This is a genomic window from Streptomyces panacea, from assembly GCF_040560175.1.
Classification (GTDB): Bacteria; Actinomycetota; Actinomycetes; order Streptomycetales; family Streptomycetaceae; genus Streptomyces; species Streptomyces panacea.
In genome coordinates this window covers 1-15202 of record NZ_JARJHW010000083.1, presented here as the reverse complement: position 1 = coordinate 15202, position 15202 = coordinate 1, and the positions used below count along the sequence as shown (strand labels likewise).

Genomic DNA, 15202 nt, shown 5'->3' with positions numbered 1-15202 from the left:
CGCGCGTTGATCGGGCGCGGTCTTGCGGAGGACGATCCTACGTTTGAACCCCAGGGGCGCATCAAGGGTCTCACGACGTCGGCGAACCCGCCCCGGCGATCACCAAGGACATCGGACCACCTGCCCTTTTGACTCATCTGGTCCGGACCTTTGCCGGTTCGGGCGCCCGGTCCCAGCCCGCCGGCAGTTCGGGCACCGGCCACCGCGGATCGGGCCGCCAGTCCTCCCAGCCGTCGGAGAACGGCGCGCCCCACGCCTTGATCATCTCGACCGCCGCCTTCCCGGCCTCCCGGACGCGCAGCGCCTGACCGGCGTCGAGCAGTCCGACCCGCTGGGCCTCGGCGAACTCGTCCTCGTCCCGCCAGAGCCAGCTGCGGTCCGGGTACACCGAGATGTCGAGGAAGTGGTCCTCGGAGTCGATGCCGCCCGCCCAGCGCAGCCGCGGCTCCTCCAGGTTCACGTACCAGCTGCGGAACTCCCAGCCCTGGTCCCAGAACAGCCAGACCGACCACGGCTCGTCGGGCCTGGCCAGCTTCAGCACGCCGGTGCCCTCCCAGTGGGCACGGGCGGTGGTGCGCGGCGCCGTGTACCGGGTGGCGAGCGGTTCGTGGTGCACGGGCGTGCCGTCGGCGAGCACCGGCTTCACACACTCGGTGCCGGGCGCCATCCACACGGCGAGCAGTTCGTCGGTGTCCTGGACGACGGTCACCGGGCGGCAGATGTGCACATGTTCGGAGCCGTTGTCCCGGTAGCGCCAGAGAATCCGCTCGCCCCGGTCCCAGTGTCGAATGCCGCCCGCACCTGTCATGCGCAGATCTTAGAGCCGGGGCCCCGCAGGCGCTGTGAGGTGCGCCCGGACGGCTCGATCTTGTCGGTCCCGATCAACACCGGGGCGGTGAGTGCCGGGACGGCGTCACGGACGCGTCATCCGCAGGACGTCCAGTGCCTCGTCCAACTGCTCCAGGGTGAGATCGCCACGCTCCACATAGCCGGACTCCAGCACCACCTCGCGGATCGTGCGCCGCTCGGCGAGCGACTTCTTGGCGACCTTCGCCGCCTCCTCGTAACCGATGTACTTGTTCAGCGGGGTGACGACGGAGGGGGACGACTCCGCGTACCGGCGGGCGCGCTCCACGTTCGCCGTGATGCCGTCGACGGTACGGTCCGCCAGCAGCCGGGAGACGTTGGCGAGCAGCCGTACGGACTCCAGCAGGTTCCTCGCGATCACCGGCAGCATCACGTTCAGCTCGAAGTTCCCCGCCGCCCCCGCCGTGGCGACGGTCGCGTCGTTGCCCGTCACCTGGGCGGCGACCATCAGGACGGCCTCCGGGATCACCGGGTTGACCTTGCCCGGCATGATCGACGAGCCCGGCTGGAGATCGGGCAGATTGATCTCGGCCAGCCCGGTGCGCGGACCCGACGCCATCCAGCGCAGGTCGTTGGAGATCTTGGTGAGCGAGACGGCGACCGTACGGAGCTGGCCCGAGGTCTCCACGAGCCCGTCACGCGCGCCCTGCGCCTCGAAGTGGTTCCTGGCCTCGGTCAGCGGCAGCCCCGTCGTACGGGCCACCTCGGCGATGACGGCGGCCGAGAAGCCGGGCGGGGTGTTGATGCCGGTCCCCACCGCCGTACCGCCCAGGGGCAGCTCGGCCAGGCGCGGGAGGGCCGACTCCAGCCGCTCGATCCCGTACCGGACGGCCGCGGCGTAACCGCCGAACTCCTGGCCCAGCGTGACGGGCGTGGCGTCCATCAGATGCGTACGCCCCGACTTCACGACCTCCGCGAACTCCTCCGCCTTGCGCTCCAGCGACGCGGCGAGACGGTCGAGCGCCGGGATCAGATCGGCCGTGACGGCGGCCGTCGCCGCGATGTGGATGCTGGAGGGAAATACGTCGTTCGAGCTCTGCGACGCGTTGACGTGGTCGTTCGGGTGCACGTCGCGGCCCAGGCGCTCGGTGGCGAGCGTCGCGATCACCTCGTTGGCGTTCATGTTGGACGAGGTGCCCGAGCCGGTCTGGAAGACGTCCACCGGGAAGTGCTCGTCCCAGCGCCCCTCGGCGACCTCCGTCGCCGCGCTCCGTACCGCCTCGGCGATGTCCCGGTCCACCACGCCCAGTTCGGCGTTGACGGTCGCGGCGGCGGCCTTGATACGGGCCAGGGCCTCGATATGGGCGCGTTCGATGGGCCGGCCCGAGATGGGGAAGTTCTGGACGGCCCGCTGGGTCTGGGCGCGCCACTTGGCGTCGATGGGGACCTGGATCTCGCCCATGGAGTCGTGCTCGGTCCGGTAGCTCGGGTCACTCGTCATCGTGGTCGTACCTCCTACAGAAGTTGAGCAATTGTCTGGTTCGGAGTGTTCCCAAGTCCCTTACCCGCCAGTAAAAACCCTTGGTAACACTGAGATCGGGGAGGCCATGCAACGTACGAGACCCACGTTCCGAAGTGCCGTCGCCACGCTCGCCGCATTCGCGACCGTCGTCGGCGGACTCGTCGCACTTACCCCCACGGCCCAAGCGGCAGCCCCCACCGGCGCGCCCGCCTCCGTCCGCGCGTCCACCCCGCTGCCGCCCGCCCTGGAGGCGATCCGCGCGGCCGAGGCCACCCGCCTGTACGGCGCCCCCGCGGAGCGCCCGCTCGACCAGCGCAAGAGCGGGCTGATCTCGCTCGGCGACAGCGAGATATCCGGCGAGGGCGTCGGCACCTACGAGCCGGGCACCAACGGCCCCGACAACTGGTGCCACCGTTCGCCCGACGCGGCTGTCCACCGCACCGGGATCGCCGCCGACGTCACGTACAACGTCTCCTGCTCAGGCGCCTCGACCGTCAACGTGCGGGTCGGCGGCACGCCGCAGTACGCCGACGAACTCGTCCAGAGCGACAGTCTTGCCATCAAGGCGCGCAACACCAGGATCAAGATGGTGGTGCTGGTGGCGGGCGCGAACGACGATCTCCAGTTCGGTCCGGTGATCACCGACTGCGTGCTGCGCTGGTTCACCCTTCAGGGGCCGTGCGTCAACAAGTACCAGTCCGGCTGGCAGGCGCGGGTCGACGGACTCGTACCCAAGATCGAGTCGACCGTGAGCGACCTGCGGGGCGTCATGCGCGGCGCGGGGTACGCCGACGGCGACTACAAGCTCGTGGTGATGGGCTACCCGGGTCCGCTCACCCCCGACTACGGCGACAACCCGAACTTCCCGGGCAAGATCCCCGGTGGCTGCACCGGTTACGACGAGGACGCCGCCTGGGCCCGTAACGGCGCCGTCCCCGCCTTCCAGAGCGGCGTACGGAAGGCCGCGGCGAACTCGGGCGCGGTGTACCTGGACAACTCGCGGCTCTTCCACGGCCATGAGGTGTGCACGGACGACGACTGGGCGCGGGGGCTCTTCATCGACCTCGGCGCCTTCCCGCCGAGCGAGAACTCGCTCCGGCAGTCCTTCCACCCCAACGCCGCCGGACATGTCGCGTTCGCCTCGTGCCTGACCCAGCTCTACGACTCCGGGCTCGGTGAGGCGAGTTGCGCCGACCCCGCGAGCACGGGGCGGCCCGTCCTCCAGGCGGGCAGCTGGGACGACGTTTTTCAGCCATTGAAGAACGAGGGGACAGGCACGTGCGTCGACGTGAGCGCGTCGAAGACCCGCAACGGCTCCAAAGTCACCGGATACGGCTGCCACGACGGCCGTAACCAGGGCTGGTGGTACGACACCGGCGCGGGCGCCGGCGCGCGGTCGCTGCACAGCGAGCTGAGCCACGACCGGTGCCTCGACGTGCCGTCCGGCACCTACCGCGCGGGCGCGGCGCTCACCCTCTGGGACTGTCACGGGGGCGCGAACCAGAAGTTCGTACGCGAGGCGGGCACCGTCCGCCCGGCGTCGGCGGGCACGCTCTGCCTGACGCTGGCGTCGGCACAGGACCCGCTGCGGCTCCAGAACTGCGACGGGTCGGCGAACCAGCGGTTCGTCTGATCCCGAGCATGACGAAGCCCCCGGCGGACCTCAACGGCCCGTCGGGGGCTTCCGCCGCTTACGCCAGGCCGGGACCCCGCACCGGGATGCTGGTGAACGTCGGCGCCGGCGCGGGCTCGGTGAAGAAGTCGTTGCCCTTGTCGTCCACGACGATGAACGCGGGGAAGTCCTCGACCTCGATCTTCCAGACCGCCTCCATGCCCAGCTCCTCGTACTCCAGGACCTCGACCTTGCGGATGCAGTCCTGCGCGAGCCGCGCCGCCGGGCCGCCGATCGAACCGAGGTAGAAGCCGCCGTGCGAGCCGCAGGCGTCGGTCACCTGCTTCGAGCGGTTGCCCTTGGCGAGCATGACCTTCGAGCCGCCCGCCGCCTGGAACTGCTCCACATAGCTGTCCATCCGCCCCGCCGTCGTCGGGCCGAACGACCCGGACGCGTAGCCCTCGGGCGTCTTGGCGGGCCCGGCGTAGTACACGGGGTGGTCCTTCAGGTACTGCGGCATCTCCTCACCAGCGTCCAGCCGCTCCTTGATCTTGGCGTGCGCGATGTCACGCGCCACGACCAGCGTTCCGGTCAGTGAGAGCCGGGTCTTGACGGGGTGCCTGGTCAGCTCGGCCAGGATGTCGTCCATGGGGCGGCCGAGGTCGATCCGTACGGCGTCGCTCTCGCCGCTCCGGTCCAGATGCTCGTCGGTGGTGTCGGGCAGGAAGCGCGCCGGGTCGGTCTCCAACTGCTCCAGGAAGACCCCCTCGGCGGTGATCTTCGCGACCGCCTGGCGGTCCGCGGAGCAGGACACGGCGATGGCGACCGGCAGCGAGGCGCCGTGCCGGGGGAGCCGCACGACACGCACGTCGTGGCAGAAGTACTTGCCGCCGAACTGCGCGCCGATGCCGATCTTCTGCGTCAGCTCGAAGACCTTCTCCTCCAGCTCCTTGTCACGGAAGCCGTGGCCGGCGGGGGAGCCCTCGGCGGGCAGCTCGTCGAGATAGTGCGCGGAGGCGTACTTCGCGGTCTTGAGCGCGAACTCGGCGGACGTACCGCCGACGACGATGGCCAGGTGGTACGGGGGACAGGCGGCCGTACCGAGTGAACGGATCTTCTCCTCCAGGAACTTCATCATGGAGGTCTCGTTCAGGACGGCCTTCGTCTCCTGGTAGAGGAACGACTTGTTGGCCGAGCCGCCGCCCTTGGCCATGAAGAGGAACTTGTACGCGCCGCCGTCGGTCGCGTACAGCTCGATCTGCGCGGGCAGGTTCGAGCCGGTGTTCTTCTCCTCCCACATGGTCAGCGGGGCCATCTGCGAGTAGCGCAGGTTGAGCTTGGTGTACGCGTCGTAGATGCCGTGCGACAGGGCCGCCTCGTCGCCGCCCTCCGTAAGGACGTGCTGTCCGCGCTTGCCCATCACGATCGCCGTGCCGGTGTCCTGGCACATGGGGAGCACGCCGGCGGCGGCGATGTTGGCGTTCTTGAGGAGGTCGAGCGCCACGAACTTGTCGTTGGACGACGCGTCCGGGTCGTCGATGATCCTGCGCAGCTGGGCGAGGTGGGCCGGACGCAGATAGTGCGAGATGTCGTGCATCGCCTCGGCGGCCAGCGTGCGCAGCGCCTCGGGGGCGACCTTGAGGAACGTACGGCCGTCGGCCTCGAAGGTGGAGACGCCGTCGGCGGTCACCAGGCGGTAGGGCGTGGTGTCCTCTCCCAGGGGGAGTAGATCGGAGTATGCAAACTCTGGCATTTCGGCCATTCCTCACTCGACAGACGGCGGCTGACCTTCATCGGGCAGCGCGCCTCTCAGCGTAAGACGTGGCGCGGGGATGGTCCGGGTGAGGTGGGACTCAGTAGGAGGCGAACATTCCGCCGTCATCCCCGGCGAAGCCCGGCCGCGTCCCCCTAGTCGCGATCTATCGCGTTTCGCTACTCTGGTGCGGTGGACCTCGAAAAGCACCCCCAGAAGCCGGTCGCGCCGGCGGAGCCCCACGCCGGTATCCGGGCCTCCGACGCCGATCGGGACCGGATCGCCGACATCCTCAGGGAAGCCCTCGCGCTCGGTCGCCTGGATGCCGAGGAGCACTCCGAGCGGATCGATGCCGTCTACCGCGCCAAGACCATGGGTGAACTGGAGCCGCTGGTCAAGGACTTGCCGGCGACGCCCCCCGGCGGACATCCGGCCTCGTCGGCGCACCTGTACGGCCCGGACGACGAGACCGAGCCCGCCGAGACGGTCATCGCGATCTTCAGCAGCTCCACCCGCAAGGGCCGTTGGCGCGTGGACCGCCGTACGAACGCCTTCGCCCTCTTCGGCAACATCGAGATCGACCTGACCGAGGCGATCTTCGGCCAGCGGACGACCGTGATCAACGCGACCGCCATCTTCGGCTCCATCGAGGTACGGGTCCCGGAGAACATCTCCCTGCGCGGCGGCGGCACCGGCATCTTCGGCAACTTCGAGGTCAGCACGTTGGAGGGCGCGCAGGCGGATGCCCCGGTCGTGGTCGTCAACGGCTACTCGGTCTTCGCCAGCATCGAGGCCAGGCCGAAGCGCGGCAAGTTCATCGCCGACCTCAACAGGCGGCTGCGCAAGCACCTGGGCCACTGAACCCCGGCCTCCGCGCGGTCGATCCGTTCCGGTTCGGGTTCCGATTGGGGCGCGGGGGCGGCGAGTTGGGCGGCAGCCCGAGGTGAGGCCGGGGCGGCCCAGGTCCTGTCCCCGAAGTCCCGCCCGGCCCGCGACGCCCGGCTCGGCACCTCGCGGTGTTGTCGGAGTCGGCCGAGTACACCCGGGCCGTCGACAACGCCGATCCTCCGCCCCGCGACGCGCCGCACCCGCCGCCGCGGCCCCCGCCCCGCGGGCGGACGGCGCCACTTCGAAGACAGGCCCTGGTCCCGATCCGGGTCGGGCGTCCGAGAGGCCGTACGGCCTCCGCACGGCGTTCCGCGGGTCGTATCTCAGTGCCACTCAGTGCTTAGGCGTGCGCACAGCGGGTAGGGACTGCTGCATCGCCTCTCGCTCGCGAAGCCGTCGTCAGGAGTGGACCGTGCTGTCATTGCCGCATCAGCCCCTGCAGGTCGCCGCCGTACCGACCCAGCGGAGTCCCGCTCGGGAGGATCAGGCCGGACCCTGGCATTCAGAGGCGGTGTGCCGCCGGGACGAAGCCGGGTTGTTCTTCGCCCCGTCCAAGGAGCCGACGGCCGCGAGGCTGGCGCGTGAGGAGGCCGCCAAGCGGGTCTGCGCCCGCTGCCCGGTGCTGGTCGACTGCCGGGAACACGCGCTGCTTCAGCCCGAGCCGTACGGCGTGTGGGGCGGCCTGACCGCCGCCGAGCGCCGTGTGGTCCTGGCGCGCCGCCGGCGACGTGAGGTGGAGCTGCGGAATTCGGCGTCGGCCACGGGCCGGATCGCCGCGGCGGGCTGACCGCCCGTCCCACTCGACCGGTTGTGACCGGGGCGCCCCCGCCGCACATGAGGAGCGCCCCGGTTTCACGCGTACCGCCCGCCGCGGCCGACGCGTGCCGCCCGCGGGGACGTATGCCCGCCGCGTGCCTTCCGCGACAGACGCGTGCCCGCCGCGCGCCGCTACTTCGCGCGGTCGAAGTCGATCGTGCTGTACGCGCGCAGCTTCGACAGCCGGTGCGTCGAGTCGATCTGCCGGATCGTGCCGGACTTGGAGCGCGTCACCATCGACTGGGTGGTCGCGGTCTCCGAGCGGTACCGCACGCCGCGCAGCAACTCGCCGTCCGTGATGCCCGTCGCGACGAAGAACACGTTGTCGCCGCTGACGAGATCGTTCGTCGACAGCACACGGTCCAGGTCGTGCCCGGCGTCGAGCGCCCGCTGCCGCTCGGCGGCGTCCTTCGGCCAGAGCTTGCCCTGGATGGTGCCGCCGAGGCACTTGATCGCGCACGCCGAGATGATGCCCTCGGGGGTGCCGCCGATGCCCATCAGCAGGTCGACGCCGGTGCCCTCGCGCACGGCCATGATCGAGCCGGCCACGTCGCCGTCCGAGATGAACTTGATCCGCGCGCCCGTCTCGCGGATCTCCTTGACGATGCCGTCGTGGCGGGGGCGGTCGAGGATTACCACCGTGACGTCCTCGGGGGACGAGCGCTTGGCCTTGGCCACGCGGCGGATGTTGACCGAGACGGGGGCGTTGATGTCGACGAAGTCGGCGGCCTCGGGCCCGGTCACCAGTTTGTCCATGTAGAAGACCGCCGACGGGTCGAACATGGTGCCGCGGTCGGCCGCCGCGAGCACGGCGATGGCGTTGGGCATCCCCTTGGCGTTGAGCGTGGTGCCGTCGATCGGATCCACGGCGATGTCGACCTCGGCGCCGGTGCCGTCGCCTACCCGCTCGCCGTTGAACAGCATCGGGGCTTCGTCCTTCTCGCCCTCGCCGATGACGACGATGCCGTTCATCGAGACGGTCGAGACCAGCGTGCGCATGGCGTTCACGGCCGCGCCGTCCGCGCCGATCTTGTCGCCGCGTCCGACCCAGCGGCCGGCCGCCATGGCGGCGGCCTCGGTGACTCGTACCAGCTCAAGGGCGAGGTTGCGGTCGGGGGCCTCGGGAGAGACCTCCAGCGGGGACGGGAGTTGATGCTCGGTCATCGGAACGCACCTTTCTGCACGGCGACGGCCGGAAATGAGGGTGATGCGACTCTATCGGTACGTCGACAAAATGAGCAGAGGGGCCCACGTATGAGCGTGAACCCTTGATGCGACCATGGAGGTGTGGCAGGTATGCGAAGCAAAGAGACAGTGCGGGACATGTTCCTGTCGATGGGGGTCATCGTCGCCGTCGCCGGGGTGATCTACATCGCCAACCCGCACGACGAGGACGCGGATCCGCTCAAGGCGGTGGACTACCGGGTCGAGTTGACGACGGCGCAGCGCGCCGCGCCGTATCCGGTGATGGCGCCCGAGGGCCTTCCGGAGACATGGAAGCCGACGTCGGTGTCGTACGCGCGCCAGGACGGTAACTCCTGGCATCTCGGTTTCCTTGATCCCGACCGTGAGTACGTGGCCGTGGAGCAGTCGACGGACCCGGCGGGCGAGTACATCGCCAAGGTCACGCACGACGCGAAGGACACCGGGAAGAGCGCGCGGGTGGCCGGCGAGGCGTGGCAGCGCTGGGAAGGGCCGAAGTACGACGCCCTGGTGCGCACCGCCGACGGGGCGACGACGGTCGTGACGGGTACGGCGCCCTACGAGCGGCTCGTCGAGATGGCGCAGGCGCTGGAGTCCGGCGAGTCCTGACCGGCGCGGGAGTGCGATGAGGCCGCCGCCCCTTTCCGGGGCGGCGGCATCGTCGTGTGTGCCGTTCTCCGTGGCTCAGACGGTGGTGATGACCTCGTCGTAGGACAGGCGCGGGGAGCGCGGGCGCCAGGCGTCGTCGCCGGGCCTGCCGATGTTCACGACCATCAGGGGCGTGTGGTCGCCGTCCAGGAACTCCTTCTGGACCCCGGCGTGGTCGAAGCCGGTCATCGGGCCCGCGGCGAGACCGGCGGCACGGATGCCGACGATGAAGTACGCGGCCTGGAGCGCGGCGTTCATTCCGGCGTTCTGCTCGCGTACCGGGCGCTCGGAGAAGAACGCGTCCTTGGCGGCGGGGAACACCGGGAAGAGGTGGGGGAGTTCCTCGTGGAACTCGTTGTCCGCGGCGAAGATCGCGACCAGTGGCGCGGTGGACGTCTTGGGCTTGTTCCCGTCGCTCATGTGCTGGACGAGGCGCTCGCGGGCCTCGGCGGAGCGGACCAGGACGACGCGCAGTGGCGTCTGGTTGAAGGCGGTGGGGCCGAACTTCACCAGGTCGTAGATCGCCTGAATCTGCTCTTCGGTCACCGGCTCGTCGGTGAACGTGTTGGCCGTACGGGCCTCGCGGAAGAGGAGGTCCTGGGCGGCGGGGTCAAGGACGAAAGACATGGGGGCGTACCTTCCGGGACGGACTGACCGACCAAATGATCGATCAAGCAACGTCGCCAACGTACGCCTCGATGTATTAACTTTCAACTAAAGTCGGGGCTGTCGTGACTCGCTTCACACAGTGTTGACACTGGGTTCATAAGGGGCGCCCGATTGCTCAGGTCCGGGGCGCCGGACCCCGGACCTCAGGCGTCCGGGGCGGCGTCCGGCGCCGGGTCGGCCAGTGAGGCGTCCAGGCGGGCGCGCGCGCCGTCCAGCCAGCGGCGGCAGACCTTGGCCAGCTCCTCGCCCCGCTCCCAGAGGGCCAGCGACTCCTCCAGCGTCGTACCACCGGTCTCCAGGCGCCGTACGACATCGATCAGCTCGTCCCGTGCCTGCTCGTAGCCGGGCGCGTCCGCGCCGGCGGCCGTTGCTGTCCCGCTGTCCGTCTTGGCCATGTGATCCACCCTCTGTGCGGTCTACGACAACGAAATATGTGAGGAAACGCGTGCGCCCGTACGGGCCGGACCCCCGTGCCCGCCGCTCATTCGGTGACCCGCACCGTGAACTCGCCCTCCGCCACCCTGGCCCGCAGCTCCTGCTCCGCCGAGACCTCCGCCGCGGAGCGGACGACCACCCCGTCAGGGCGCTGAAGCACGGCGTATCCCCGCTCCAGCGTCGCCGCCGGCGACAGCGAGACCACCCGCGCCCGGGTGTGCGACAGCTCCGAGTCCGCGCGGTCCAGCAGATGCCGCAGCACCCGCCGACTGCGGTCGACCAGCGCGTCGATCTCGCTCTCACGCTCGTCGACCATCCGGTGGGGCCGCTCCATCACCGGCCGGGCCAGCGCGTGGGCGAGCCCGCGCTCCTCGCGGTCGAGCAAGCCCCGCACCGTCCGCAGAGCCCGGTCCCGCAGCGCCTGCACCCGGTCCAGCTCCTCGCCCACGTCCGGGACGATCTTCTTCGCCGCGTCGGTGGGCGTCGACGCCCGTACGTCGGCGACCAGGTCCAGCAGCGGGGAGTCGGGCTCATGGCCGATCGCCGAGACGACGGGCGTACGGCAGGCGGCCACCGCCCGTACCAACTGCTCGTCCGAGAACGGCAGCAGATCCTCCACGCTGCCTCCGCCGCGCGCCACGACGATCACGTCGACCTCGGGCAGGTCGTCCAGCTCCTTGACCGCCTGGACGACCTGGCTCACCGCGTTGACCCCCTGTACGGCGGTGTTGCGCACCTCGAAGCGGACGGCGGGCCAGCGCCGCCGCGCGTTCTCCAGGACATCCCGCTCGGCCGCCGACGCCCGCCCGCAGACGAGCCCGATCAGCTGCGGCAGAAAGGGCAGTGGCCGCTTGCGATCGGCGGCGAACAGCCCCTCGGCGCCCAGGGACTTCTTCAACTGCTCCAGTCTGACGAGCAGTTCGCCGATGCCGACCGGCTTTATCTCGGTGGCCCGCAGCGACAGCTGCCCCCTCGGCGCGTACCACTCCGGCTTCGCGTGCACCACCACCCGCGCGCCCTCGGACACGACGTCGGCGATCGCGTCGAAGACCTGCCGGTAACAGGTGACGCTCACGGAGATGTCGTACGACGGGTCGCGCAGCGTCAGGAACACGACCCCGGCACCGGGCCTGCGCGACAGCTGCGTGATCTGTCCCTCGACCCAGATGGCGCCGAGCCGGTCGATCCAGCCGCCGATGAGGCGCGACACCTCGCCGACGGGCAGCGGGGTCTCCGCGGACGTGTTGAGAGCCATACGGTCGAGCGTATCGGCCGCCTCCGACAACGCGGCCCACGCCGGAGCCGGTGGAACACATGGAACCCGGGGAACGGGTGGACCTACGGAGCCTTCGGCGTCATCGCGCGCCGACGCGACTGGATCGCGAGCACCACCAGCCCCACCGCCAGCCAGATCGCGCCCACCACCTGCGCCGTGTCCGACGCCTCCACGATCACCGCGACCAGCACGGCGGCGCCGACGACCGGCAGCACCACATGCGCCATGATCCGTGGCGGACCTTCCATGCGGCGCACCGCGAACCACCCGACCACCGACGCGTGCAGCAGGATGAACGCCGTCAGCGCCCCGATGTCGACCACCGACACCAGATGGTCGAGCCCGTCGTCGCGCCTGGCCGCCCACACGGCGGCGACCAGGGTCACCACCGCCGCGAGCAGCAGCGCCACGCGCGGCGTCCCCCCGTCCGTACGGGACAGCAGCCGCGGCAGCCGCCGCTCACGGCCCATCGCGAAGAGCAGCCGACCGGCGGCCGCCTGCCCCGCCAGCGCGGCGAACGCGGCGCCGATCGCCTTGCTCACCGCGACCAGGTCGTGCAGCCACGTTCCTACGGAGGCGTCCACGGCGTCGTAGAAGGCCGACCCCTGCTTGACCGGGTCGGCCGCCAGCTCCGCCGAGCTGAGCGGTTCGAGGAGCGCGACGAGATACGTCTGCGCCACGAACAGGACACCGGCGAGCCCCAGACAGAGGAGGACGGCCCGCGCCACCTTCCGCGAGCCGCCCGTCACCTCCTCGGCGAACGAGGCGATCGCGTCGAAGCCCAGATACGACAGCACGGCGACCGACACCGCGCTCAGCACCGCGGTCAAGGAGAAGCTCAGGTCGCCGGTGAACGGTGACAACCAGCCGCGCGTCGCCCCGTCCCGTACGAGCACCACGACCGCCGACACCACGAACACCATCAGCACCACGATCTCCATCGCGAGTACGAAGAAGCCGACACGCGCGGCGGCCCGTACACCCCAGAGATTGAGCAGCGTGGTGATCACGACGGCGATCCCGGTCCAGATCCACCGGTCGACGGAGGGAACCAGCGCCTCCATCGCGATGCCGGCGAAGAGATACGCGACGGCCGGGATCAGCAGGTAGTCGAGCATCGCCATCCACCCGGCGATGAACCCCGGCCCCTCACCGAGGCCCTTGCGCGCGTACGCGAAGACCGAACCGGCCTGTGGTGCGACCCGGATCATCTGCGCGTAACTGAAGGCCGTGAACGCCATGGCGACGGTCGCGAAGACGTAGACCAGCGCCACGGCCCCGTGCGACTTGGCGTCGAGCGTGCCGTACACGCCGACGGGCGCCATGGGTGCGATGAAGAGGAGTCCGTAGACGACGAGATCGCGAAACCCGAGAGTCCGCCGCAGCTCGCCGACGGCGCCGCTCCCGCCGTCCCCGTCCGAACCCCCGTCCGAACCCATCTCCGGACCCGGCTTCCTACCGAAGCCGCCGTCACCGCCGTCACCCGTACGCGGGTCCGTGCCGCCCGTACCGTCCGCATCGCCCGCGCCGCTGTCGGCCATCGCGTCCCTCCGTCGATCACATGGGCCCAGTCTCGGCCCGACAGGTGATCTTCCGCCTCTTCTGGGCGGCCTTACGATGGTGAGCATGACTGCTACGCCCAGCCCGACGCCCGCCGCCACGCCGAGTGGAGACGCCACGCGCCGCGCCGGCAAACGCGTCCTGCTCGCCGCGCCCCGTGGTTACTGCGCGGGTGTCGACCGTGCCGTGATCGCCGTGGAGAAGGCCCTGGAGCAGTACGGGGCGCCGATCTACGTCCGCCACGAAATCGTCCACAACAAGTACGTCGTGCAGACCCTTCAGAAGAAGGGCGCGATTTTCGTCGAGGAGACGGCGGAGGTCCCCGAGGGATCGATCGTCATGTTCTCCGCGCACGGCGTGGCCCCGGTCGTCCACGACGAGGCCGCCGACCGCAAGCTCGCGACCATCGACGCGACCTGCCCGCTGGTCACCAAGGTCCACAAGGAGGCCGTTCGCTTCGCCGGCGAGGACTACGACATCCTGCTGATCGGCCACGACGGTCACGAGGAGGTCATCGGCACCTCCGGCGAGGCCCCCGACCACATCACGCTGGTCGACGGACCCGACGATGTCGCCAACGTCGAGGTGCGCGACGAGTCCAAGGTCGTCTGGCTCTCCCAGACCACCCTCTCCGTGGACGAGACGATGGAGACGGTCGACAAGCTCAAGGAGAAGTTCCCGCTGCTCATCGCGCCGCCGAGCGACGACATCTGCTACGCCACACAGAACCGGCAGATCGCCGTCAAGCAGATGGGCGCCGACGCGGACCTGGTCATCGTCGTCGGGTCGAAGAACTCGTCCAACTCCGTACGTCTGGTCGAGGTCGCCCTCGGCGCGGGCTCCCGCGACGCCCACCTCGTGGACTCCGCCGACGAGATCGACGAAGTCTGGCTCGCGGGCGTCACCACGGTCGGTGTCACCTCCGGCGCGTCCGTCCCCGAGATCCTGGTCGAAGGTGTCCTGGAATGGCTCTCGGGGCACGGCTTCGAGGACGTCGAAATCGTCAAGGCGGCCGAGGAGTCGATCGTCTTCTCGCTTCCGAAGGAACTCCGCCGTGACCTGCGCGCGGAGGCCGCGAGCCTGTCCGAGAAGTAGTTCAGCGTGGTCATCTCCCCGTAACGTTGCGTCCATGAACGTCTTCGGAGTGGACATCGGCGGCTCTGGCATCAAGGGCGCGCCCGTGGACCTGGAGCGCGGCGAGCTGGCAGAGCCGCGTCACAAAGTGCTGACCCCGCAGCCGGCCACGCCTGACGAGGTGGTCGGCTGCGTCGCGGAAGTCGTCGAGCACTTCAGCTGGTCCGGCCCCGTGGGGATCACTTTTCCCGGGGTCGTCACGGGTTCGGTGGTCCGCACGGCCGCCAATGTCGACAAGGGCTGGATCGACCTGGACGCCGGCAAGCTGCTCGGCGACCGGCTGAATCTGCCTGTCACGATCCTCAACGACGGGGACGCCGCGGGCGTGGCCGAGATGACCTTCGGGGCGGGCAAGGGCCGTCAGGGCACCGTCTTCCTGCTGACCTTCGGTACGGGGATCGGCAGCGCTCTCTTCATCGACGGCAGGCTCGTGCCGAACACCGAGCTCGGTCACCTGGAGCTGAACGGCCACGACGCGGAGAAGCACGCGTCGACCAAGGCCAAGGAGGACCACGACCTGAGCTGGCACCACTGGGCGCACCGGGTGCAGAAGTATCTGGCGCACCTGGAGATGCTGTTCTCGCCGGAGCTGTTCATCATCGGCGGCGGGGTCAGCCGCAAGGCGGACAAGTTCATCCCGCTCATCGAGGGCATCAAGGCGGAGATCGTGCCCGCGGAACTTCAGAACAACGCGGGCATCGTGGGCGCCGCGATGATGGCCGCCGAGCGCTGAGACCGAGCCGAACGCTGAGACCGATGCGAGCGCCGGACAGCCACGCTGTCCGGCGCTCGTCTGTTTCAGCGTCAACCGCGGCGGGCGACCGCCCCGCCGGCCTTGGCCCCCGCTTTCGCCCCGGCTCCCGGGCTGTCTCTTATACA

Annotated in this window: 14 protein-coding genes; 6 read left to right on the top strand and 8 right to left on the bottom strand. The window is 69.9% G+C overall.

Going from position 1 to position 15202, the window contains the following annotated elements; genetic code table 11:
• Positions 1-133 precede the first annotated feature (133 nt).
• Complete coding sequence (fomD, locus tag P3L51_RS20335) at positions 134-808, bottom strand: cytidylyl-2-hydroxypropylphosphonate hydrolase (protein WP_354606688.1); 675 nt, start codon at positions 806-808, stop codon at positions 134-136.
• Positions 809-913: 105 nt separating this feature from the next.
• Positions 914-2308, bottom strand: coding sequence for a class II fumarate hydratase (locus P3L51_RS20330; protein WP_354606687.1), 1395 nt, complete (start codon positions 2306-2308; stop codon positions 914-916).
• A 106-nt stretch (positions 2309-2414) separates the two neighbouring features.
• On the opposite strand from P3L51_RS20330, the gene P3L51_RS20325 reads away from it, so the two are divergent.
• On the top strand, positions 2415-3962 hold the full coding sequence (locus P3L51_RS20325) for a ricin-type beta-trefoil lectin domain protein (protein ID WP_354606686.1): 1548 nt from the start codon (positions 2415-2417) through the stop codon (positions 3960-3962).
• 58 nt (positions 3963-4020) lie between these two features.
• On the opposite strand, the gene P3L51_RS20320 is transcribed toward P3L51_RS20325, so the two are convergent.
• The gene (locus P3L51_RS20320; protein ID WP_354606685.1) at positions 4021-5703 is read right to left on the bottom strand and encodes a fumarate hydratase; all 1683 of its coding nucleotides are present in this window, start codon (positions 5701-5703) and stop codon (positions 4021-4023) included.
• A 183-nt stretch (positions 5704-5886) separates the two neighbouring features.
• Here P3L51_RS20320 and P3L51_RS20315 point away from each other — a divergent pair, with 183 nt between their 5' ends.
• Together P3L51_RS20315 and P3L51_RS20310 are read left to right on the top strand one after the other, a co-directional pair.
• Complete coding sequence (locus P3L51_RS20315; protein WP_354606684.1) at positions 5887-6555, top strand: DUF1707 SHOCT-like domain-containing protein; 669 nt, start codon at positions 5887-5889, stop codon at positions 6553-6555.
• A gap of 439 nt (positions 6556-6994) precedes the next feature.
• On the top strand, positions 6995-7369 hold the full coding sequence (locus P3L51_RS20310) for a WhiB family transcriptional regulator (protein ID WP_354606683.1): 375 nt from the start codon (positions 6995-6997) through the stop codon (positions 7367-7369).
• 161 nt (positions 7370-7530) lie between these two features.
• Here P3L51_RS20310 and glpX read toward each other — a convergent pair whose 3' ends face one another.
• Entirely contained in the window at positions 7531-8562 is a 1032-nt protein-coding gene (glpX, locus tag P3L51_RS20305; protein ID WP_354606682.1) for a class II fructose-bisphosphatase, read from the bottom strand.
• Between the two features lie 132 nt (positions 8563-8694).
• On the opposite strand from glpX, the gene P3L51_RS20300 reads away from it, so the two are divergent.
• A complete protein-coding gene (locus P3L51_RS20300; RefSeq protein WP_435594487.1) occupies positions 8695-9210 on the top strand; it encodes a DUF4245 domain-containing protein in 516 nt (171 codons plus the stop codon).
• 75 nt (positions 9211-9285) lie between these two features.
• Here the strand turns inward: P3L51_RS20300 and P3L51_RS20295 are convergent, their stop codons facing one another.
• The 4 genes from P3L51_RS20295 to P3L51_RS20280 form a co-directional block, all read right to left on the bottom strand.
• Positions 9286-9876, bottom strand: coding sequence for a malonic semialdehyde reductase (locus P3L51_RS20295; protein ID WP_354606680.1), 591 nt, complete (start codon positions 9874-9876; stop codon positions 9286-9288).
• Between the two features lie 185 nt (positions 9877-10061).
• Complete coding sequence (locus P3L51_RS20290) at positions 10062-10313, bottom strand: exodeoxyribonuclease VII small subunit (RefSeq protein WP_354606679.1); 252 nt, start codon at positions 10311-10313, stop codon at positions 10062-10064.
• Between the two features lie 86 nt (positions 10314-10399).
• A complete protein-coding gene (xseA, locus tag P3L51_RS20285; protein ID WP_354606678.1) occupies positions 10400-11608 on the bottom strand; it encodes an exodeoxyribonuclease VII large subunit in 1209 nt (402 codons plus the stop codon).
• Between the two features lie 83 nt (positions 11609-11691).
• Positions 11692-13068 (bottom strand): APC family permease, encoded by a 1377-nt coding sequence (locus P3L51_RS20280; protein WP_354606700.1) that lies wholly within the window; start codon positions 13066-13068, stop codon positions 11692-11694.
• Between the two features lie 187 nt (positions 13069-13255).
• On the opposite strand from P3L51_RS20280, the gene P3L51_RS20275 reads away from it, so the two are divergent.
• Together P3L51_RS20275 and ppgK are read left to right on the top strand one after the other, a co-directional pair.
• Positions 13256-14284, top strand: coding sequence for a 4-hydroxy-3-methylbut-2-enyl diphosphate reductase (locus P3L51_RS20275; RefSeq protein ID WP_354606677.1), 1029 nt, complete (start codon positions 13256-13258; stop codon positions 14282-14284).
• Between the two features lie 34 nt (positions 14285-14318).
• Positions 14319-15056 carry a polyphosphate--glucose phosphotransferase gene (gene ppgK, locus P3L51_RS20270; protein WP_354606676.1) on the top strand — a complete coding sequence of 246 codons (738 nt, stop codon included), beginning with the start codon at positions 14319-14321 and terminating at the stop codon, positions 15054-15056.
• Positions 15057-15202 lie beyond the last annotated feature (146 nt).

Coding starts and splice junctions, on each gene's coding strand:
- ppgK (WP_354606676.1), top strand. CDS start 14,319: ATGAACGTCTTCGGAGTGGACATCGGCGGCTCTGGCATCAAGGGCGCG.
- P3L51_RS20325 (WP_354606686.1), top strand. CDS start 2,415: ATGCAACGTACGAGACCCACGTTCCGAAGTGCCGTCGCCACGCTCGCC.
- P3L51_RS20290 (WP_354606679.1), bottom strand. CDS start 10,313: ATGGCCAAGACGGACAGCGGGACAGCAACGGCCGCCGGCGCGGACGCG.
- P3L51_RS20295 (WP_354606680.1), bottom strand. CDS start 9,876: ATGTCTTTCGTCCTTGACCCCGCCGCCCAGGACCTCCTCTTCCGCGAG.
- P3L51_RS20275 (WP_354606677.1), top strand. CDS start 13,256: ATGACTGCTACGCCCAGCCCGACGCCCGCCGCCACGCCGAGTGGAGAC.
- xseA (WP_354606678.1), bottom strand. CDS start 11,608: ATGGCTCTCAACACGTCCGCGGAGACCCCGCTGCCCGTCGGCGAGGTG.
- fomD (WP_354606688.1), bottom strand. CDS start 808: ATGACAGGTGCGGGCGGCATTCGACACTGGGACCGGGGCGAGCGGATT.
- glpX (WP_354606682.1), bottom strand. CDS start 8,562: ATGACCGAGCATCAACTCCCGTCCCCGCTGGAGGTCTCTCCCGAGGCC.
- P3L51_RS20300 (WP_435594487.1), top strand. CDS start 8,695: ATGCGAAGCAAAGAGACAGTGCGGGACATGTTCCTGTCGATGGGGGTC.
- P3L51_RS20320 (WP_354606685.1), bottom strand. CDS start 5,703: ATGGCCGAAATGCCAGAGTTTGCATACTCCGATCTACTCCCCCTGGGA.
- P3L51_RS20330 (WP_354606687.1), bottom strand. CDS start 2,308: ATGACGAGTGACCCGAGCTACCGGACCGAGCACGACTCCATGGGCGAG.
- P3L51_RS20280 (WP_354606700.1), bottom strand. CDS start 13,068: ATGGGTTCGGACGGGGGTTCGGACGGGGACGGCGGGAGCGGCGCCGTC.